The organism is Chloroflexota bacterium (assembly GCA_020850535.1).
In the GTDB taxonomy this organism is placed as follows: Bacteria; Chloroflexota; UBA6077; order UBA6077; family JACCZL01; genus JADZEM01.
The window spans coordinates 13,810-31,978 of the sequence record JADZEM010000076.1 but is presented as its reverse complement, the minus strand read 5'-3'; the positions used below and the strand labels follow the sequence as shown (position 1 = coordinate 31,978).

Below are 18,169 nucleotides of genomic sequence, written 5' to 3'. Positions count from 1 at the left end.
GGGCTTGAAAGCCCCGCCTACCATCCTGCAGTCGCTGCGCGACGCGCCAGTCGCACCAGTGCCGGCCGTTCCCGGCGGCCGTCGCGCAGCGACGGCGTGACTGTAGGCGGGGACTTCAGTCCCCGACTGCCCGTTGAACATGCAATCGCCCTGCGTATTGCTATCCGCCACGAGATCCCCCTGAACTGGTGAAGCTATCATGGCAGGCTTCACCAGCGACGAGATGATAGCGAACGAGTGAAATGGATTGGCGGGAACGCTTGCGGTACGCGCTCTACTGCTGGCGGCCAGCCTCAGTCGCATCGATTTAGAGATGCCTTCGCTCAAACGTGACGGCGTGGCCAGCTATCGGCTACCGTGTCCATCTATGTCCTGATGCCATGACGGCGTGTGCAGGACTGCGGCTACAGGGTGTTCTGTGGCCTATCTGGAACGAGGGAGTTTCCAGCGATGGCGAGGGTGCACGGGTTTTCGCGTCGAGAGCTGTTCGCGTTCGGGTTCAAGGGAGCGGCGAGTCTGGCGGGGCTCGGACTCCTGGCAGCGTGTAGTCAGGCGTCCGCGCCGCCGGCCGCGAAGCCGGCTGAGGCGCCCAAACCCGCCGAGGCGGCGAAACCAGCCGCCACCACGGCCCCCGCGGTGGCGAAGCCGGCCGAGGCCACGAAGCCGGCCGAGGCCGCCAAACCTGCCGAGGCCGCCAAACCTGCCGAGGTCGCGAAACCGACGGCGGCGGCTGCCGCGCCGGCAAAGCCGGCTGGCGAGCCGAAGCTTGGCGCGCAACTGATCGGGAAGCTCGAAGGGCCGACGATCATCACAGACGTCGCCCAGTTCCCGAAGAGCTTCAAGGAAGCGCCGATGCTCGCGGAGCTGGTCAAGGCGGGCAAGCTGCCACCCGTCGAGCAGCGCGTGCCACAAGACCCGCTCGTCGTGAAGCCGGTCCACGAGATCGGGAAGTACGGCGGCACGTGGCGTCGAGGCTTCACTGGCCCCGGCGACAAGTGGAACGGCTGGCGCGCGGCCTCCGGTCCAGACAGCATCCTCTTCTGGGACTACACCGGCGAGAAGGTCGTCCCGAACATTGCCAGAGACTTCAAGATCGAAGACGGCGGCAAGGTGCTGGTGCTGAACCTGCGGCGCGGCATGAAGTGGTCTGACGGGACGCCGTTCACCGCCGACGCCTTCACGTTCTGGTTCGAGGAGATCTACCAGAACAAGGAGCTGGTGCCGTCCGGGCACACCCTGATGAGCATCAACGGGAAGCCCGGCAAGATCGAGAAGGGCGCCGACGAGTTCACCGTCCGCTACGTCTTCCCCGATCCGTACTACCTGCTGCCGGACGTGCTGGCCGGCTCGACGGCGATCTCCGGGCACGCCTTTCAGGGTCTCAACTTCCTCGGCTCGTTTGCGCCAGGGCACTACCTCAAGCAGTACCTGCCGAAGTACGCAAACAAGGAGCAGCTCGACGCCGACGTCAAGGCGGCAGGGTTCGACAACTGGGTCAACCTGATCAAGTTCAAGAACGACTGGACCCTGAACCCCGACCTGCCGGTCGTGACGCCCTGGGTCACCAGGACGCCGATCAACAATCCGACCTTCGTGCTGGAGCGGAACCCGTACAGCATCTGGGTGGACCCAGAGGGCAACCAGCTGCCGTACCTCGACAAGGTCCAGATGACGCTCGCCGAGAACCTGGAGGTGCTCAACCTCCGGACCATCGCCGGCGAGTACGACATGCAAGAGCGGCACGTCGACGCGGGCAAGATCCCGGTCATCCTGGAGAACCAGCAGAAGGGCAACTACCGGCTGCTCCTCGATCCTGGAGACTACGGCGCGGACTGCTACATCCGCTTCAACCTGTCGTACGAGGCGGACCCCGAGATCGCGAAGTGGCTGACGAACGTCGACTTCCGCCGGGCGCTCTCGCTCGGCGTGGACCGCGACCAGCTCAACGAGACGTTCTGGCTGGGCCTGGGGACGCCGGGCTCGCTGGTGCCCGTCGAGACGAACAAGTACAACCCTGGCCCGGAGTATCGGACCCTCTGGCACAGCTACGATCAGAAGAAGGCGAACGAGATGCTCGACGCCATCGGCCTGTCGCAGAAGGATCCCGAGGGCTTCCGGACGCGGACCGATGGCAAGGGGCGTTTGCGGATCGAGCTGCAGACCAAGGGCGGCCAGTTCCTCCAGTACACCCGCATCGGCGAGATGATGCGCGACCAGTGGAAGCGCATCGGTATCGACCTGATCGTGCAGGAGAACGAGCGCTCGCTGGCCGAGCGCCGCGCCGCCGGCAACGAGACCCATCTGGATGCCTGGGTCGCGGACGGCTCGGAGCACATGTTCACGTTCCCAGACCAGATCTTCCCGTCGAACACCACGACTGCTGGCGGCATCCTGTATGCGAAGTGGTATCTCTCGAACGGCAAGGAGGGGAAGGAGCCGCCGGCCTACCTGAAGGAGATCTACGACCTGTTCCGGCGTGGGTACGGCATGCCCGAGGATGAGCGGATCCAGGCCGGCCGCCAGATCTGGAAGCTCGTGACGGACAACGTCATCTCCATTGGCGTGGTCGGGCTCTCTCCGGCGGCGCAGGGTATCCGCGTGGCGAAGAACAACTTCGGGAACATCCCCGCGCGGATGTACAACAGCCCGGACGGCAAGTCGCCGGGCATCTCGCGGCCGGTGACCTTCTACTTCAAGAGCTGACGCTGGCCGCTCCCTTGCTCCCCTTGCTCAAGGGGGCGACGGCCATCTGACGGATCTACCAGACGGCAGCCCGCCATCCAGGCGGGCTGCCGTCTGGCGTCGCCGGCTGGCGTACAATCTTGACGGAGACCCCATCAGATTTGCTGCTGCCCGCCCCTGGGGAGGTTGGGACATGGCCGTGCGCGTCGAAGCGTCCACCAGTCTGGAAGCCGGTGACCATCTCACTCGCGAGGAGTTCCACCGCCGGTACCTCGCGCGCCCGGACATCAAGAAGGCCGAGCTTATCGATGGAGTGGTCTACGTGCCATCGCCAGTTCGCATAGCCCAACATGGTGAGCCACATGGATTCATCATGGGTTGGCTGGCTCTCTACGTCTCGCAGTCGCCTGGCGTGCGTTTTGGCGACAATGTGACGGTCTACCTGGATGCGAAGGTTGAAGTTCAGCCGGACGCCATCCTTTTCCGGCCAGGGTTCGGCGGCCCGCGCGAGACCGAGGACGGCTACCTCGAAGGTGCTCCTCAACTCGTGGTCGAAGTCGCCGCGAGCTCCGCCACCTACGACCTCCACGTCAAGAAGGAAGCGTACCGGCGGAACGGCGTCCGTGAGTACGTCGTCTGGCGCGTGCTGAACGAGGCGATTGACTGGTTCCGGCTCCAGGGCGGCGAGTACGTGCTCGTCGAGCCTGACGCGGATGGCATCATCGAGAGCGAGCAATTCCCCGGCCTCCACCTCCACGTCCCGAGCATGCTGTCCGGCGATCTGGCGGCCGTGCTCGCCCGTCTGCGCGGCGCTGGCGCGTAGCCGCCGAGCTGGCCCCGCCGTTCGAAGCTGCGCGGCAGGTTCGCGCGCCGGGCGGTGCAGCTATCTGCCAGTTGGTCGCTGGCCGGCGTACCCTCTCCAGTGCAGGCGTGTGCTGCATCGTCCGGCCAGGGCGATCCAGCCGCGCCGCTCACGTTCCGGGGAGGGGATCGCGATGCGGAAGATCGTCGACACCATCCTGCCGACCACGATGGTTGGCTCGTACCCGCGCCCGCACTGGTTCACTCAGCAGTTGAACGGCCGAGACGTGCGGGTCGCGTTCAAGAATGTCGACCATGCCGAGGCCTACGCCGACGCTACCCACGCCGTCATCCACGATCAGGAGACGGCTGGCCTCGACATCATCACCGACGGCCAGATGTACTACGACGACTACGTCGGCGTCATCGGCTCGTTCTGCTGGTACATGTATGAGCGCATCGGCGGCTTCGAGGAGGCCAAGGAGGAGCACCCGTCGGCGGTGGGCGCGGCTACGATGAGCAAGGAGATCGCGCTGCTCTCGGACTGGGGCGGCGTGGTCAACAGCGGGCCGGTCAAGCACGGCCCGATCCGCCTGGTGGACCTGTACAAGGTTGCGAAGCGGTTCGCCAGGAAGCCGATGAAGGTCTCGGTGGGGGCGGGGCCGGTCAACCTGGCGTGGCACGTCTACTTCAAGCACTACAAGGATCCGCGTGAGCTGTCGTACGCGCTCGCCCCGATCTTCAACCAGGAGATGAAGGATCTGGTGGCCGAGGGCGCGACCTTCCTCCAGTTCGAGGATCTCGGGTCGTGGCTGCCGCTGTTCACCGGCAACGAGGACGACTACACCTGGATCGCGGATGTGCTGGCCCAGTGCTTCGACGGGGTGGACGCGAAGATCGCGTGGCACTTCTGCTACGGCAACGCCTGGGGCAACCGGCTCTCCGGCATCTTCCCGGCCGGCTACGAGACGGTCCTGCCGTACTTCTACGATGTGCCAGTCGATCAGTTCGTGCTGGACTTCGCCAACCGCGACATGGTGGATCTCGACGCGCTGAAGACGCTGCCCGCCGACAAGGAAGTGGCCGTCGGCGTGGTGGACATCCGCAATATGATGGTCGAGACGCCCGAGGAGATCGCAGCGCGCATCCGCAAGGTGATCGCGGTGGTGCCGCCGGAGCGCGTCTACCTGACGACGGACTGCGGCATGAAGCCGCTCTCGCGGATGGTGGCGCAGATGAAGCTCAAGGCGCTGGCCGAGGGCGCGGCGATTGTCCGCAAGGAGCTTGGCGCATAGGGCGGGACGGGTAGGGGCGAAGGCCTGCACCACCCCCTACCCCAGCGCCGCCGACTCTGTCCGTGTCATTCCATCCGTGTCGGTGCGCTCGACCAGCACCTGCCCGCCGACCATCTGCCGCCCGTCGATCTGGTAGCTCTCGGGGCCGGCTGCCAGCCAGACGGCGTAGGTGGCGGTCGCGGTGGCAATCGTCAGGCCGACCGCCTGTTCTGCGCCGACCGCCGTGCCACCGCGCGTGGCCGGGCGGATGGTGACCGTCTCCGAGCCGTCGCCGCCCTCCAGCAGCGCTGACAGGAACGCCGTCGAGGCCGCCTGCCGCCGCACGATCAGCGCCGAGACCATCGTCGGATCGTTGTTCTGGTCCGGCCCGCCGATGTACCCCCGGCCGGCGATGACGGTCGTGCCGGGGGCAGCGCCCACCCAGAGCGCGCTCTGCGAGCCGTCCGCCAGCGTCCAGCGCGCCCGCCAGGGGGCGTCTGTGCGGCCGTCAAAGACGTCCTCAAGCTCCTGGTAGCCGGGCAGCGGCGGGGCGCGCCGGGCCTGGGTCGGCAGCTCGACGGCGAGATCGCCGGCGTGGTGCAAGGCCCAGTCGAGCGTGGCTTCCTGGCCGCCGGTCACCAGGAACAGGTCGAGCAGGCCAACGTCCAGCAGCACGCAGATGCGGTCCAGCAGCGTGCCAGGGTAGGCCGAGCCACTGCGGACCCTGCTGACCTGCGCCAGCGTGCCGGCCTGGAACGCCACGATCTCGGTCGGGCCGCCGCGTCCCTGGCTCTTGCCCTCCACGATCACCGTGCTGTGGGAGATGGTTTGCCGATACCAGCCAGCGTGGAGCGGATCGGCGTACTTGATCGAGGCCGGGGCCGGCACGACGCGGTTCGGGCCGGCCGACAGGTCGATCTCCAGCTGCGCGGGCTGGCTGTGGCTGCCCACGTACGGCATCGCGTTGATCGCAAGCTGCAGTCGGCGGGAGCCTTCCCCCGCGCGCAGCACGGGGATGGTGCGGTCGGCCAGGATCGTGCTCGGGCCGCTGCCGGTCGTCAGTTCGGAAGGAGCGGGTAGCTCGGCCACACCGTACACGAGGCTGTGGTAACTGTTGCTCCGGCCGGCCCTGGCTACCAGCGCACCGTAGCGTGGATCGCCGTAGCGAGCGTACGCGATCTCGTACTGGCGTCCGCGCCACGACTCGAAGAGCGAGGCCGGCGGGCCGTCGTTGAAGGCCGGCAGGCGTCCTTCGGCGTCGGCGTAGGCCAGCGGGAACTCGAAGGCGGCACGCAACAGCGGCAGGCCGTACGGATCGTAGCCGTTGCGCTGGGCGGCCTCGGCCAGCCCGAGGATGCCCTCCAGGGCGTAGTAGTGGTAGTGGACGCTGCCCTCGTACCAGAAGCCGTCGGCGGTGTAGCTGGCGCCGGGACTGAGCTGATAGACGAGGCCGCTGTCCGGCTTCAGGATCGCATGCTCGACGTAACGCGGCTCGGCCAGCGCGAAGCCGGTCAGACCGATGCCGAGGTTGTAGTAGGTCTGGTGGTTCTGCCGGCCGACGTTGTAGGCCGTGAGCAGGTCGGCGGCTGGCCGGAGCAGGCCGCTGGCGATGGTCTGCCGGTCCTCGGCGGCGATCCCCTCCTGCACGAGGTCGTAGCCGAAGGCGAGCGCGGCCAGCCAGATCCCCTCATCCAGCCCCTGCGAGGTGGCCTTGCCGGGGTGGTACGCTTTCGGCCCGGTGCGGCCATACTGATCGTGCGGCTCGTAGCCAGGGTAGCGGGTGGCGTACCCGAGCAGGATCGAACGGGCGGCCTGGACGTAGGCCATGTCGTCCGTGAGCCGGTAGACGATCCCAAGCGCACGCACGCCCTCGGCCAGCCGATTGTGGACGCGGGTGATCTCGTACCCCTCGCCGCCGGCGTGGAACCAGCCGCCGCCGGTCTCGGGGATGGGCGGCGCGCCCGCGACCAGCCCGTCAGCGAACCGCTTGAGCGAGCCGAAGACGTCACGCGCCCACGCCTGACCGTCGATTTTGGCGCGGATCGCCGTGAAGTCGTCTGGCAGCAGGATGCGCGGCGTTGGCCCGGCCTGCTTGCCCAGGACCGCTGCCACGGCCGACCGTGCGGCTGACGTGACGCGGCCGTCCGCCCCGGCCGCCAGCCCGAAGGTGGCTGCTACGCCGGCCGCGAGTGTCACGCGCAGCGCGGTCCGCCGGCTGATCCGCTGGCTGCGTCGGTGCATCTGACTCACGCTGACGGCCCTCCTGGCACACGGCTCCGAGGGAATGAACGAGATCAGCGGAAGATTGTGCCGTGCTGGCTCGCCGCCTGTGCCCTGATGAGGCTCCGGGGCGTGGCGCTGGCACACCGTGCGGCCAGCAGGCACACTCCTGTCTACGACGACGAGGGAGGGCTGAGCTATGGCAGACAGGCTCGCCGGCAAGGTTGCGCTGATCACGGGTGGGGCTGGCGGCATCGGCGCCGCCACCGCCGAGCTCTTCGTCCGCGAGGGCGCATCGGCGACGATCGTGGACCCGGTGGCTGAGGCCGTGGGCCGGGCGTCCACCAACATCGACCCCACCGGCGAGCAGGTGCTGGGCATCGTGGCGGACGTGGGGCAGGAGGCCGACGCCGAGCAGGCGGTCCTGGCAACGGTCCAGCAGTTCGGCCGGCTCGACATCCTGGTGACGGCGGCTGGCGTCCGACTGTACGGCCCGGTCACCGAGGCGACCGCCGAGTCATGGCACTGGATCCTCGGGGCGAACCTGCTGGGTGCGGCGTTCGCGGCCAAGTTCGCGATCCCGGAGATGGCTGCAAACGGCGGCGGCGTGATCGTCAACGTGTCGTCCACCAATGCCATCAACGGGCGGGCCGGCATGGCTCAGTACGACGCGACCAAGGCCGCGCTGCTGGCGCTGACTCGCTCGATGGCCTGCGACCACGCGTCTCAGGGGATCAGGGTCAACGCCGTCTGCCCCGGCTTCACGATCACGCCGTTCCACATCCGTCGCAAGGCCGAGGCGCTGGGCGTCTCCTATGACGAGGCCCAGGCGATCCTGCGCGAGGAGCCGGCCGCGAACCTGCTCGGGCGGGGCGCTGACCCGATGGAGATCGCGCGGTGCATCCTGTTCCTGGCCAGCGACGAGTCAGGCATCGTGACCGGCGAGACGCTGATGGCGAGCGGCGGCAGCGGGATGGTGGGCACGATCTCGTTCTCGTCGGGAACGTAGGGAAGGCAACTTCGCGGCAGTGGGGGTGCCCGCCGTGCGAGGGGGCGTCGATGCCGTCGAGGCCGAGCCTCTGGAAGAAGGCGAGGGCTTCGGGGGCGTTCAGCTCAGGCGTGGCGATGGTGTTGCCGGCGAGACACACTCGGCCAGTCATCGGGTCTGGATCGCGTCGACGACGGCGTCGAGGCGGCGAGAGATCTCCTGAAGGATCGCGAGGTCTGTGGCGGGGCGGCCCGGCGAGCGCGGGTGCGTGGCAGGATCGGGGATCCGGCCACGCAGGTAGAGGAACTGGGCGGCGCTGTGCTTGTAGGCCGGCACCGGCGCACGGAACGCGAACGCCCCCAGGTACTGGAGGACGTCGTTCAGCATGAAGAAACGAGCGTCGCCGGCCGCCCACAGCCGATCCCGTAGCGCGAACGCCTCGGGCGCGAACGACGAGAGGCCCAGGAGGTAGTCGCTGCCGTAGATGACCATGTCGATGGCGAGGTCGTTGCCGGTGTAGACCTTGAAGTCGGGGCGGAGACGGTCGCGCAGCGCCAGCCGCTGCCACTCCTGGGCGCGGTCCAGCGAGGAGTGCTTGATGCCGAGCAGGCCGGGAATCTGAAGCAGCTCCTCGAACAGCCCCAGCGAGTAGATGGTCCCGAACGGCGCGAACATCGAGCCAAGCTCGAAGCCGAGGATCGGGCCGACCCGCTCGGAGACGGCGCGGTAGACCCGCGCGATCTCCCCGTCTGGCAGGCTGGTCAGGGCGGTGCTCTGGAAGAGGATTGGCGTGCCGCCGCGCTCGCGGATCTGCTCGCCCTCGCGACAGTACAGCGCGATCAAGTCGTCGGCGGACTGACCGGGCAGCGCCCTGTCCTCGCCAATCTTGTCCTCAAGAAACGCGCCCGCCACGAAGGGCCGCCCGCCGAGCGTCTGCGCCGCGATCTTCAGCACCTGGGTGCGCTCGTCGTCGGTCAGGAGGTGGACGTAGCCGGTGTCCATGTTGACGGCTGGCCGCAGGCCCGCGCTGGCCGTGCGCTCCAGGTTGTCGGCGTAGGCCTGCCAGTCTGGTTGGCCATCCGCGCGGTAGGGGAGCAGCAGCGCCGAGATGCCGTCGATCTGGCGCGGCTGCACCCGCGCCTGGACAGACCGGACGCTCTGTGTCGGGTCAGGGGCAGTGGAAGGTCCGCTGGGCCGCATCGCCGCCGCTCCATCTGGAAGGGTGAGACTGCCGCGAGGGTGGGATCGGGCGTCGCCGGGCCGCTGGCGCGCTCCCCGACATGGTACCCGACAGGGAATCGTAGGCTTGCCGTGCAGCGTCGTCGGGGCTTGAAAGCCCCGCCTACCATCCTGCAGTCGCTTCGCGACGCTCCAGGCTCACCTGTTGCCGCTGCTCCCGGCGTCCGTCGCGCAGCGACGGAATGACTGTAGGCGGGGACTTCAGTCCCCGACTGCGCGTTTCACCGCTCTCTGGGAGCACCAGCGACCGTGCGACGGCGCTGGGGAGGCAGAGACCACTCGAGCCAGTTCTTGCTGGGCCGATCTGAGCGGCTGACTGATGGGTGTGACGTTTCCTACGTGCGAAGGCCGCGCGCGGCCCAGGCGCGGGTGGTGAGCCGAATCGCCCCGTCGGCGGCAGTTGGGAGAGTGGCGCGGAGTCGCTCGCGGAGCGCTGCCCGCGCCGTCTCCGTCAGCGATGTCACGTAGCTCGGGGCCGGCCCCTGCGCGCCGAGGAACGGCGACCAGTAGTCCTCGAAGTCGCGGAAGACGGTCGGCTCGTCGATGGCGCGCACCTCGACCTGGGCCAGACCAGCGTCGCGGAAGAGCTGCGCGAGCGGCTCGGGCTGGCAGATCGGGAAGCGTCGGCCTTCGTCCAGCGGGACGGCGTTGGGATCGAGCGCCGCCGCGGCGTCCCAGAAGTGGCGCATCATCTGCATGCCCTCGGCGTAGTCCCAGAGGTAGAGCGCCACGGTCCCGTCGGAGCGGACCGTACGGGCCATCTCGGCCAGGGCCCGCTCGGGCTGCGGGATGAAGTTGAGGACGAGGCCGCTCACCGCACAGTCAAACCGGCCGGCGTCGAAGGGGAGCGCCTGGGCATCGGCCACCTCGAAGCTCGCGCGGCGGTCTTGCACCTGGGTACGGACGTACTCCACGAACCCCTGCGAGGCGTCGATGCCGACGACCTCGGCCGGCGCTGCCTCGCGCAGAATCGTGGCGCTGAGCGCCCCGGTCCCGCAGCCAACGTCGAGCCACGCCCCGCCGTCTGCCTGCCCGAGCCACTCGACGAATGTCCGCGCGACGGGCCGACTCCAGCGCCCGACGTACCTGTCATAGGGAGCGCCGCTTGCCCAGATGCTCATGGTGGCTCCGAGAGGATGCACCGCGACGGAAGCCGCTGGGGGCGGCCTGGGAGGTCTCCACGGACCTGCCCACTCGTCCAGCGTAGCACAGGATGGCTCGCTGCGCGCCGGTCAGAACGCGCCGGCGCCGCCGCCCACGAACGTTGACCAGTCGCCGCAGTCATCCTCGACCACCAGCGGCACCGTCGCGCCGACGCCGCTCTGGACCCGCTCGACGATGAAGTGGGCCGGGCCAGCTCCGGCCGGCCACACCACCCGCGTGCCGCCAGCCACCGTCTGCCCGTTCACCAGGATGCGGGCGTTGGTCGGCGTGCCAAACCGCAGCGCCTGGACCGTGTTGTTCGGCGCGCCCGAGCCGACCCCAGCCGCGATCGTCACGTCCAGGCGGCCGGCCGTCAGGCGGGAGGTGGTGACGCGTGCGTGCGGCCTGGGGGAGCAGGACGGGCGCGGCGTCGGCGAGAGCGTTGGCGTGGGGGTGCGTGTTGGCGTCGGCGGGACCGTGGCCGTGGGCGGGATCGTCGGCGTTGGGGTCTGCGTCGGGCCGGCGCTCCGTGCCTGGCCGGAGTTCGCGTTGACCATCAACGACGACTCGTCCACGAACTCCAGGTTGCTCCCCACGATGTTTCGCAGTTGCTGGAGGTTCGTGTTGTTCCACCGCGCGTCCGGCGCGCCGCTGATGTACCAGTTCGAGCCGTTGTCCGCCAGGATCATCCCGTACCGTCGCAGGGCGGTCAGCACGATCCGCACCTCGGCCGGGTAGGACGAGATGTTGACGCTGGACTTGAGCCGCGCCCGGGCGCCCATCGGCGGAACGTTCGGGCTGGTGTTGCTCGACGCCTCGTGGCGGGCCGGCCAGATGTACGCATCCTGGGTCACCTGGGCCGTGAAGCGCAGCGCGTGGGCGATCTCCCCCGCCGCGATCTCGTCGTAGCGGGCGAGGCCGGGCAGGATCGGCAGGCCGGCCGCATCCGCCGAGGTCCAGCCGTCCGGCCGCAGCGCGTGCGAGTTGAGATCGTAGACCGCGCCCGAGCCGGCCGTCCAGACGCCCGGCGAGGTCTGCGTGGCCGCGTAGACCTCCGTCAGCAGGCAGCGGTCACGGTCCACCACCAGCACGTGCCGGTCACCGCCGCCCTCGACGGGCGCATCGTCCGGCAGCCGGTACGGGCCAGCGTCGCTCTCGTCTGCGTACTCGAAGTCGATGCTCGCCGCCGCCTGGCTGCCGGGCGCGGTCGTGTACGGGATCCCGATAGGGTAGCCGTTCCAGAGGCCGCTGCCGAAGTCGGCCTTGAGCCCCGTGGACGCGCCGATGCTGCTGACCCAGTTGTCCGACTTCGTGTGGACGGGCAGACTGTCGATGCGCGTGTTCCAGATGTTGTCCGCTGGGAACAGCTGGCAGCCGCCGATGGCTGGCACGGCTGCCGCTGGCGCAGCATCACTGGCGGGCGTCGTAACCAGTACCGTCGCCAGCCCGGCCGCCAGCAGCACGCTCGCCGCCGCCCGCGCGCCGAGCCTGGCACGGTCGGTACGTCGGGGCTTGGCACGCCGCGACTCGGCACGCTGCCACCGCCTCCAGATGTTGCTGCACGCCGCCCATCGCATCCGTCTGCTCCTCGTCCGATCTGTGTCTCTCGGCCGCCAGGAGCGGTCACCTCTCCAAGGGTAACGAGATGCGGCCTGTCGCGGACATGCGCCATGCGGGCCATTTCTCCGCGACACACGGACCATGGGGCAGGCTGGGGTGCAGGCCCACCAGCTCCGCGTCGGGAGGTGGCGGGCTGGTGGCGCGGATCTTGTGGACCCCTGCACTGACCACGCAGCCGTCGGGCGAGCGGTGCAAGGGGCCGCGGTGTAGGGAGTCACACGGGGGGCGCCGGAACGCAGGCGGGCGGCGGCTCGCGAGCAGAGCGTTGTTCGCGGGCGCACGGACGTTCACCGGCACACAGAACGCGCGCCTCTCCGGCAGCGTCACACTGGAGGGCGCATGTCTCAGGGAGCAGCGCATGACAGGAAGACTCAGCAGATCATTGCAGGCGGTGATGCGGACGGCGTTGTATCTGGCGGCGCTGCTCCTCACGGTGACGGCGCTGCTGGGTGGGGCCGGGCGCGTCAAGGCGCAGGCCGCCGACGCATTCCCCGGCTTGGCCGCGGGCGAGCGCGTCTACGACGAGACCGGCGCCTCGCTGACGCCGGGGCAGGCGGCCGATCTGCGGCAGCGGCTGGATCGGCTGCGGGCAGATGGGGCGGACGTGATCGTCTATGCGCGGGCGCGCCGGGCCACGCCCTCGGAGACGCTCGCGCAGGTTGAGGCGTTGCAGCAGGCCTGGGTCGCCAGAACCGGTGCGAGCCAGGATCGGGCGGCTGCGATCTTGATCAACCGTAATCCGGACGATCCAAACGATGCCCGCGCTGGCATCTTTGTCGGGAAGGTATTCCAGGAGGGGAACGTCCCGCCCGGCGAGCAGCGCGACATCGTGTCCGAGGCGCTGATCCCGCCGTTGCGGCAGGGCGATGTCTACGGGAGCCTGGCGGCCGGGCTGGATCGGCTGGACAGCAGCATCCGGAACGGCCCCCCGCGGAGCGCGCTCCAACAAGGGGCAGCCCGGGCGAGTGAGCCCTGGCTCCCCTGGGCCGAAGCTGTCGTCGCGCTGGTCGGGTTTGCTGCCGTCATCGTCCTGTTCCAGCGTCGTGCTACCACCAGCCAGCGGGGGCCGGCCCCGACGACCGTCCGCCCCGGCCCGCTGCCGCCGGCGTTGGCCGGGGCGCTCGTCAGTGGCGGTGCTCAGCCGTCAGCGGTCCCGGCCGTCCTCCTGAATCTTGCGACGCGCGGTGCGCTCGCCATTGAAGCGGAGAGCACCGGCGGGTGGGGGCGCAAGCCGACGGTGCAGGTGCGCCTGCTCGACCCGTCCCGTGTCCGCAACGAGATCGAAGGGGCCGTCTGGAGCGACCTGCAGCAGCGCGCGCGAGACAGCGTGGTCTCCAGTAAGGAGCTGCAGAAGGTCTCACAGTCCAGCGCGGGGGTGCGGGATGTCATCGAGCGTCAGTTGCGCGCGGAGGGCTGGCTCCAGCCGGGCGCAGGATGTGCCCGCGCGGGCCTGTTGATCGTCGGGTGTGTGGCCGGCGGGCTGGCCCTGGTCACGATGCTCGCGGCCGGCAGCGTCGAGGGCTGGCTGGCCCTGGTCGGGAGCGTCGCGCTCATCGCCCTCGCAGTGGTTGCCTTCGTCATGTATGCCATGTTCCCCCGGCTGTCGCAGGCCGGCCAGGAGGCGGCGCTCGGATGGAAAGCCTACCGGGCCGGCTTGAAGCAGGCCGCGAAGGACGAGACGGTGAGCCTCGACCTTGACGACGCCCTGCCGGATATCGTCGCGCTGAACCTCGGATCGGACATGAAGCAGCGGCTGGAGGCGGCGACGGCCTCCGGGGCCACCCTGCGCGCCTTCGCCTCGGCCAGCGGTGCGCGAGATGTTGCAGCGATGCCCGCCGGCTATCCCTGGTGGATCGCCTTCGTCAGCTCGACGCCGTCGAGTGCCAGCAGCGGGGCCGGCAGCGTCGTCAGCGGCGTGGGTGCTGGCGGTGGCGGCGGGGCGGCCGGCAGCACGTAGCCGGCGGCGTGAGGGCGCACGGGTTCTGGCCGGGCGGCAGTCTATCGGGCTGCTCGCCCGGCTTCAGCCTGGCGTGCCAGCCAGAAATCAGGCAAATCATGCGTGCCCGGCACGTATCGATTCGCGCAGGAGTTACCAGAACGGTAGAATCCCTCGTACCGATCGAGAGGAATGCCGATGCAGCCGGCTCGCAGCTTATTTGCCCAGAACAAGATCGCCGTCATCTGGGACTTCGATAAGACCCTGATTCCGTACGACATGCAGCGCCCGCTGTTTCAGTACTACGGGGTAGACGAGGCGTCGTTCTGGCACGAGTCGAACGAGCTGCCGGCCTACTACCGCGCCCGGGGCGATCAGCTCGTCTCCGAGCAACTGTACATGCTGCACATCCTGGCCTACGTCCAGGCGGGGAAGTTCGCGGGCCTCAACAACGCCCTCCTGCGCGAGCTTGGCGCGCGGCTCGACTTTTACGCGGGCCTGCCAGAGTTCTTCCAGACGCTCAAGGAGCACATCGCCGGCAACGCCGAGTACCGCGCCTTCGACATCGCCGTCGAGCACTACGTGGTCAGCACCGGCCTCCGCCAGATGATCCTCGGCAGCGCCATCGCGCCGTTCCTGGATGGCGTGTGGGCCTGCGAGTACCTCGAAGGGCCGTCGCCCGGCCCGGGCTACCTCGACCGCGCCGATATCCACGATCCCGAGCACGCCGTCGAGATCTCCCAGATCAGCTACGCCATCGACAATACCACCAAGACCCGCGCCGTCTTCGAGATCAACAAGGGCTCCAACTGGCACCCTGAGATCGACGTCAACGCGTCGATTGCCCACGAAGACCGTCGCGTGCCGTTCGAGAACATGATCTACATCGCGGATGGCCCGAGCGACGTGCCGGTCTTCGCGGTGGTCAACCAGCAGGGCGGCAAGACGTTCGCCGTCTACACCCCCGGCGATCCGAACGCCTTCCAGAAGGCCGACGATCTCCAGCGTCACGGCCGGGTGCGCTCGGTGGGGCCAGCCGACTACACGCCCGGCTCGCAGGCGTACCTCTGGCTGACGGCCGCCGTGGACGAGATCGCCCAGCGGATCCTGGCGACGAAGCGCAGCCACATCCAGCAGCGGGTCGGCCGGCCGCCGACGCACCGCTCGTTGCGGACCCAGCCGCTGAGCAAGCCCCCGCTCAGCGCGTCGCCCACGCCATCCGAAGCGCACGGCCACGCGTTGCCGGCTCCACGCTCGAACGCGGCCCCGCCAGCGACCCCGTCCCCCGCAACGTCCTCCTCGGAGACCAACGGCCATGGGAACAGCGCGGTCCAGATGCCGATTGCCGAGCTGGTGGCCCACGATCCGCCGCTGCTCCAGCTTCCAGACCTGATCTCCCCGGCCGATGCGCCCGTGCCCGCTGAGGACGATCCCCAGGAGACGCTGCTCACCATCATCAGCGAGATCTCGGCGGACACCCACCAGCCGATCACGAAGGCTGAGCTGCGGGCGCTGCGCCAGTACGTCGCCGGGCGGGTCAGCGCACGCTCGACGGGACCACGCCGCACGCGCGGGCCGGACAACATCCGTCAGCTCACTCGGGCCGAGGTCGAGAGTCAGCTCGCAGCGATCCGCCAGCGCGGATAGAATCCCTCCCCCGCTCAGTGCCGGAGAGGGGGTCCGGGGGTGAGGTTCCCGATGACCCCGCTGGCGTCCTTCGCAGCCGAGCTTGGGGCGGACTCACCGCTGGCCGCCATGCGGCTGGCCTGTGCGCGCCTCCGGGAGCGTGTCCGGGCGGATGGCGGCACGCCCGGGCTGCGTGTGTACCTGCAAGTGTACGGGCTGCGCGTCGAAGAGGCCCCGATCCCGACGGCCGGCCGCCTGGACTACGAAGACGGCCGGTACGTCGTGAGGGTGCAGCGGACCCGCCATCGCGAGGAGCCGCCCGGCGCGCGCCCTGCTGGCCGCCGGCCGCCGGCCCCGCCCACCGTGCTGCCGCTCGCCCGGGCCACCAATCGGCAGCGCTTCACCATCGCACATGAGATCGGGCATGCCATCCTGTTTGAGAGACTGGCAGGGCAGCCCGAGGTGCTGGCTGCCCTCCGCGAGCCCGCCCACTGGGCTGACACAGAAGCGCTCTGCGACGTGGCCGCCCACGAGCTGCTGGTCCCGCTGGACGAGTTGCTGCCCGCGGTGAGGAGTGCTGGCGTGTCCCTGCGCGGCGTCGAGCGGCTGGCGGCGCGGTTCCGGGTGGCCCGCGAGGTGGCCTGTGCCCGGCTGCTGGCGGCCGGCGCACTGAGCCTGTCGGTGTGGCGTGTGCAGCCGGCCCGAGCAGGCCATGATGACCGACGGACGACCGTCGCCTTCGAGCGGGTGCTGGCGCATGTGCCGGGCGACGATGCCATCGGGCACGGGGCGGCGCTCGTGCTGGACCGGGCGTCCACGGCTGCGCGCCAGATCCTGCTCGAAGCTGCACAGCACGGCCACGCTCAGACCCCCAGCCTCTCCGTCCGGTCCGCGCTGGGCGAGGCGACCGTGGCCGGGATCGCGGCCTGCCACGCGCCGCTCATGACCCGCGCCGAGCAGCCGCACTTGCTGGAGGCTCCCGCGCAGGTGGCCGTGCCGTCAGTTGGCCGTGCATCAGCCGCCGCCTCGGCCCAGGTGACGCTGCTGCTGCTCCCGAACGCCGACACGCCGCTCTGGTGGGCACTCTCCCGCGGCTAATCCAGGCCCGCTGCCGGTCCCGATCGGGGGCGTGTCATACTTTCCAGGCTGACGGGCGTCCGCGTCCGGCCGGACTCACTTGCTGGAGCGCCCGTGCACATCAAGCTCTCTCCCTCGATCCTGAACGCCGACTTTGGCCGCCTTGCCGAGCAGGTCCGCGAGGCCGAGGCGGCCGGCGCTGACTATCTGCACGTGGACGTGATGGACGGCCAGTTCGTGCCGAACATCAGCCTCGGGCCGGCCATCGTCCAGGCGATCCGGCAGGCGACGTCGCTGCCGCTCGACCTGCACCTGATGATCGAGGAGCCGCGCCGCTTCCTGGCGGAGTTCAAGGCGGCCGGGGCCAGCATCATGACGGTCCACGCCGAGGCCGTCCGCCATCTCCACGCGACCGTGGCAGCGATTCAGGACGCCGGTCTGCGGGCCGGCGTGGCGCTCAATCCGGCCACGCCGCTCTCGGCCGTCGAGGAGATCGTCGATCGGCTCGATCTGCTGCTCATCATGACCGTCAACCCCGGCTTTGGGGGCCAGAAGCTCATACCCGAGACGCTCGACAAGCTCGCGCGGGCGCGAACCATGCTCGATGCGCGCGGCGCACGCGCTGAGCTGGAAGTTGACGGCGGCATCAAGGCTGACAACATCGCGGAGGTGGTGCGGCGCGGCGCGCGGGTCGTCGTCGTCGGCTCCGGCATCTTCGTGGGTGGGGCCGGCATCCACGGCAATACCCAGGCGATCCGCCGGCACATCGAACTGGCGCACGCCTGAGGTCGTCTCGGCGTGCGGCCAGAGGTCGCTACGGCGTGCGGCCCGAGCATCGCCGCCCGCGCGCCTGCCGTGCGATCCTCCCCGCATGACCATCGTCAGCCTGCTCCCCGAGGCCCGCGAGATCCTGCACGCGCTCAACCTTGCCCCTGAGCTTGCGGCGCTGCCGGATGGGGCCGACGCCGCTCCGGATGCCCTCGCCGACGCGCTGGCGGCCATCCATCCACGGCTGATCTTCACCTCGGAGACGGCTGCGGGCGGTGGTATGCCTCGGGCGGTGGTGCGCCGGCTGGTGCGGCGCTTGCGGCCTCGGCCAGCCGTCTACGCGCTGGAGCCGCACACGTTGGGAGACATCCTCAGCGACATCAAGACCGTTGGCGACGCCACCGGGCAGCAGCGGGCTGCCCGCGCCCTGATCGAGGCGCTGCGGGCGCGCATCGACGCCGTGACGCTGCGGACCGCGCAGTCCCTGGCTGCCCGCCCTGCCCCGCGCGTGGCGCTCCTGGCACACGGCGAGCCGCCCACCGCTGCCGGCTGGTGGCTGGCCGAGCTGATCGGGCTGGCTGGCGGGCACGACGTGCTGGCCGGCCTGGGCCGGCCGCCCCGGGCGGTGACCCAGGAGGAGATCGAGGCGGCGCGACCTGACGTGGTGCTGAGGGTAGCGGACCTCCGGGGGCGGGGGGGTGAGGGCCTTGCCTTCGTCCACCTGCTGGAGCGCCTGTCTGACCTGCTTGCCGGCCTGCCGACCAACTGATACGTGCCCGCTCGTGGACGAGGTGT

The 18,169-nt window shown here is 69.5% G+C and carries 11 protein-coding genes and 2 pseudogenes; 9 read left to right on the top strand and 4 right to left on the bottom strand.

Going from position 1 to position 18,169, the window contains the following annotated elements; all coding sequences use genetic code 11:
- Nucleotides 1-450: 450 nt before the first annotated feature.
- From IT306_11465 to IT306_11455, 3 genes are all read left to right on the top strand, one after another.
- On the top strand, nt 451-2,703 hold the full coding sequence (locus IT306_11465) for an ABC transporter substrate-binding protein (protein MCC7369034.1): 2,253 nt from the start codon (nt 451-453) through the stop codon (nt 2,701-2,703).
- A 172-nt stretch (nt 2,704-2,875) separates the two neighbouring features.
- The gene (locus tag IT306_11460; GenBank protein ID MCC7369033.1) at nt 2,876-3,505 is read left to right on the top strand and encodes a Uma2 family endonuclease; all 630 of its coding nucleotides are present in this window, start codon (nt 2,876-2,878) and stop codon (nt 3,503-3,505) included.
- Between the two features lie 172 nt (nt 3,506-3,677).
- Nucleotides 3,678-4,778, top strand: coding sequence for a hypothetical protein (locus IT306_11455; protein MCC7369032.1), 1,101 nt, complete (start codon nt 3,678-3,680; stop codon nt 4,776-4,778).
- Between the two features lie 36 nt (nt 4,779-4,814).
- Here the strand turns inward: IT306_11455 and IT306_11450 are convergent, their stop codons facing one another.
- Nucleotides 4,815-7,007, bottom strand: a complete 2,193-nt coding sequence (locus IT306_11450) for a heparinase II/III family protein (protein ID MCC7369031.1) — start codon at nt 7,005-7,007, stop codon at nt 4,815-4,817.
- A gap of 169 nt (nt 7,008-7,176) precedes the next feature.
- Between IT306_11450 and IT306_11445 the strand changes: the two genes are divergently transcribed.
- A complete protein-coding gene (locus tag IT306_11445) occupies nt 7,177-7,986 on the top strand; it encodes an SDR family oxidoreductase (protein ID MCC7369030.1) in 810 nt (269 codons plus the stop codon).
- Between the two features lie 147 nt (nt 7,987-8,133).
- On the opposite strand, the gene IT306_11440 is transcribed toward IT306_11445, so the two are convergent.
- From IT306_11440 to IT306_11430, 3 genes and pseudogenes are all read right to left on the bottom strand, one after another.
- Nucleotides 8,134-9,165: a dihydrodipicolinate synthase family protein gene (locus IT306_11440; GenBank protein MCC7369029.1), complete on the bottom strand. Its 1,032-nt coding sequence runs from the start codon at nt 9,163-9,165 to the stop codon at nt 8,134-8,136.
- 374 nt (nt 9,166-9,539) lie between these two features.
- The gene (locus IT306_11435) at nt 9,540-10,325 is read right to left on the bottom strand and encodes a methyltransferase domain-containing protein (protein ID MCC7369028.1); all 786 of its coding nucleotides are present in this window, start codon (nt 10,323-10,325) and stop codon (nt 9,540-9,542) included.
- 549 nt (nt 10,326-10,874) lie between these two features.
- Nucleotides 10,875-11,792, bottom strand: a pseudogene (locus IT306_11430) (hypothetical protein).
- Nucleotides 11,793-12,325: 533 nt separating this feature from the next.
- On the opposite strand from IT306_11430, the gene IT306_11425 reads away from it, so the two are divergent.
- The 5 genes and pseudogenes from IT306_11425 to IT306_11405 all read left to right on the top strand — a co-directional run bounded on the left by IT306_11425 (nt 12,326) and on the right by IT306_11405 (nt 18,143).
- Nucleotides 12,326-13,924 (top strand): DUF2207 domain-containing protein, encoded by a 1,599-nt coding sequence (locus IT306_11425; GenBank protein MCC7369027.1) that lies wholly within the window; start codon nt 12,326-12,328, stop codon nt 13,922-13,924.
- Nucleotides 13,925-14,101: 177 nt separating this feature from the next.
- Nucleotides 14,102-15,013: pseudogene (locus tag IT306_11420) on the top strand (haloacid dehalogenase-like hydrolase).
- A gap of 588 nt (nt 15,014-15,601) precedes the next feature.
- Nucleotides 15,602-16,627 carry an ImmA/IrrE family metallo-endopeptidase gene (locus tag IT306_11415; protein ID MCC7369026.1) on the top strand — a complete coding sequence of 342 codons (1,026 nt, stop codon included), beginning with the start codon at nt 15,602-15,604 and terminating at the stop codon, nt 16,625-16,627.
- A 93-nt stretch (nt 16,628-16,720) separates the two neighbouring features.
- On the top strand, nt 16,721-17,392 hold the full coding sequence (locus IT306_11410) for a ribulose-phosphate 3-epimerase (protein ID MCC7369025.1): 672 nt from the start codon (nt 16,721-16,723) through the stop codon (nt 17,390-17,392).
- Nucleotides 17,393-17,477: 85 nt separating this feature from the next.
- On the top strand, nt 17,478-18,143 hold the full coding sequence (locus tag IT306_11405) for an ABC transporter substrate-binding protein (protein ID MCC7369024.1): 666 nt from the start codon (nt 17,478-17,480) through the stop codon (nt 18,141-18,143).
- The last annotated feature ends 26 nt before the right edge of the window (nt 18,144-18,169 follow it).